The organism is Pyrobaculum sp., assembly GCF_049971835.1.
Lineage (GTDB): Archaea > Thermoproteota > Thermoprotei > Thermoproteales > Thermoproteaceae > Pyrobaculum.
The window spans coordinates 1-2,561 of record NZ_JBMFKV010000233.1 but is presented as its reverse complement, the minus strand read 5'-3'; the positions used below and the strand labels follow the sequence as shown (position 1 = coordinate 2,561).

2 protein-coding genes and 1 tRNA gene are annotated in these 2,561 nt (G+C 54.0%); 1 reads left to right on the top strand and 2 read right to left on the bottom strand.

Features of this window, described 5'->3' with window-relative positions:
- Positions 1 to 205 precede the first annotated feature (205 nt).
- Positions 206 to 430 carry a hypothetical protein gene (locus tag ACP5J3_RS12920; protein ID WP_428496061.1) on the bottom strand — a complete coding sequence of 75 codons (225 nt, stop codon included), beginning with the start codon at positions 428 to 430 and terminating at the stop codon, positions 206 to 208.
- 834 nt (positions 431 to 1,264) lie between these two features.
- On the opposite strand from ACP5J3_RS12920, the gene ACP5J3_RS12915 reads away from it, so the two are divergent.
- Positions 1,265 to 1,393, top strand: a tRNA-Arg gene (locus tag ACP5J3_RS12915).
- Between the two features lie 12 nt (positions 1,394 to 1,405).
- Here ACP5J3_RS12915 and ACP5J3_RS12910 read toward each other — a convergent pair.
- On the bottom strand, positions 1,406 to 2,561 hold a 1,156-nt coding region (locus tag ACP5J3_RS12910; RefSeq protein ID WP_428496060.1), incomplete at its 5' end, for a hypothetical protein.

The following is a 2,561-nucleotide window of genomic DNA, read 5'->3' as shown; positions in this document are numbered from 1 at the left end:
TGTGAAGAAAGCCGCCTCCAGCTCCCTCGCCAGGGACTCGTCCCCCACCACCACGAGGAAGCTCCGGCCGACGTGGCTGAGGAGCTCCTCTCTCGACCCTACGCAGACGACTTGGGGGTGCTCGACACAGCCGCCGTAGACGGCTAACACGGAGGTTTGTGTGTCGTTGCGGATAAATCTTCAGTCTGGTAGCCCTCGCGTATTTCTATTCGTTAGATCTGCCGACGCGCTTGGCGATATACCACAGCGCTAAGACGGCTGCGGCTATCCACGCGGGGACTGCCCACAGCGGGACTAGCGACGTGGCGTATAGAGCCATTAGCACAGCCGCGCCCACGCCTCCCCATACTCCGCCCTTCACGAATCCGTACACCACAAACGCGAAATACAGAGGTACGCCGTAGACAGCCAGCTCAGGCTTTTTATACACAAGATCGCCAACTCCGCCAGCAATATACGACGCCAAAAGAAATATCAAATAGAACAACTTCTCATAACTCTCTAGCCATTTCCCGAAGATTGCTATAAAGACAAAGAAAAGGACAAAGAAGACTGAGGTGGCAACAGCCAGGGACCTCGCTATTTTAAGTAATTCTATTAGAGCAGGTTCCAAACCCCTTGTTAATATGTCATACAGTGTTAGTGTTATTACCGACAAAATAAAGATGTAAAAGAGAGTAGAAGAAGAAAAAGGGAGTTTCTTTACCACGGCGGCCACACTCTACAGTCCATGGAGTGGCTATAAAAATTTAATACCGAAAAGCGCCGCCGTATTACGCGATGCGCTCCGTTCCCCGGCGTCTATGCTACTGTACAGAGATAGTACATTTCGCCAGCCCACTCTCCGCACCGCACTCCGCACGTCATCCCCCTAGCTATTTGAGGAAAGGATAGAGGGGAAACGGCTTCCCCACGTATTTAATTTCCTTCAACCTTTCCACATCTTCCGCGTCGTTTATTAACAAGCCTCAGCACAACGCCTTATCACAAAGAAGTAGTTTAAGACGTCTTAAAAAACGGCTATACACCCCCAAGCCATACAGAACTACTGACACGCGTCTACGGGCTGGTGGCGTGCTACATGGCTAAGACTGGCACGGCTTGGTTGCGGACCTGTCGATATAGTAGGCTACTGCGAGGACGGCGGCGGCCCACGCTGGGACTGCCCACATATCTCAGTTAAATAGGCGACTGAGCGGGTTTAATTCGGTTAGCTTTTTAAAGGCGGCATAAGGCTTAAATAAATAGTCATGTATCTGGGAAAGGGCCCGTAGCGCAGTCAGGACAGCGCGGCGGTGGATCCACCAGATCCGCCGACCCTGCGGAGCCGTAGGTCCCGTCAAGCCCCCGCGTGGGGGCTTGGGATAAGGTTCAAATCCCGGCGGGCCCGCCACGTAGGTTTAATTCAAAAAGGGGTTATCTGGGCTAGTAGCTTTTTCGCAATGGGCTTCCTCTCGGCTACTTTGCCTAGGTAATCCACTACCGCTTTCCCTAGCGCTGGGTCTTTTTGTATTAGTTCTTTCAGCCCGCTCCAGGGTATGTACACTACGTACCTGTTTCTGTCTTTGTAGATACTGGCGTGGGGCGCCAGTCGCTCCGCGGTGCGCCTAGCTTCTTCCTCGCTGGCGAGCCGCCTCTCTGCGTATAAAGTTCTCGCCGACAAGTGTAGGCGCATCTCCACGCCTCTTACCGTCACGTAAGTTGGGTTAAGAGGCGGCTTGTAACTTGCCAGTGTCTTTAGATATTCCCACTTGTGGCTACGCAACACCTCTAGCAACCGGCCGTAAATCCCAGCGTCCTCCAGCAATGCTTTTGCCACAGCTGTGGAAATCTCCCTAGTGGCGTAGCTACCTCTCTTTGCAACATCGCGTCTGAACCCACCTAAGATAGCGCCTGCTAAATAAAGGCGGAGATTCTCCCACCTAGCCACCCCGTCTCCCAAGAACCACGTCAACAACGGCCTGTAATCGCCCCGCTGTATAGCCTCTACGGCGAGCCTCTGCGCCTCCTCCTTAGACCACCTCTGCTCCCAATCCCGGGCAACGGCGTATGTCTCCAGAGATAGACCGCTAGCATTCACATGGACATAATGGAGGTAAATCCGCACCACTCCGGATCTAACCGCAAGCCATGCTAATAGTTGCCACGGCTTTGTCGTGCCCATCTCAGGCCGCCTACCTTCAGTCGCCTCGTCGCTCGCCCTCCAGCCTAGTTGGAAGGCTTCTACTTCCTCTGGGCCTAGTCCAATGCTGGGGAAGTACAGCTTGGCAGATATGTCGTGCAGAGGCAGTTTAAACACCGGGGCTCCGGTTAACTGTGTATGGATGCAGACCCCGCCGTCGCATATGTGGCTTACGGCTTTGCTCCTCTCTATCACCTCGACGCGGCCCTCCTCCACGGCTTTGCATATCCCCGCCAGCTTTTCTCTTGCCTGTTTCTCAGCCTTATCCAACAGCTGGATAAGGCCGTCTACAAATTGTCTAAACTGCGTGGCTTTGTCGGCTGGTAGCGACAGCGCCTCGGGCACCGCATCGCCTACGTACCGCATGTACAGCCTCCAC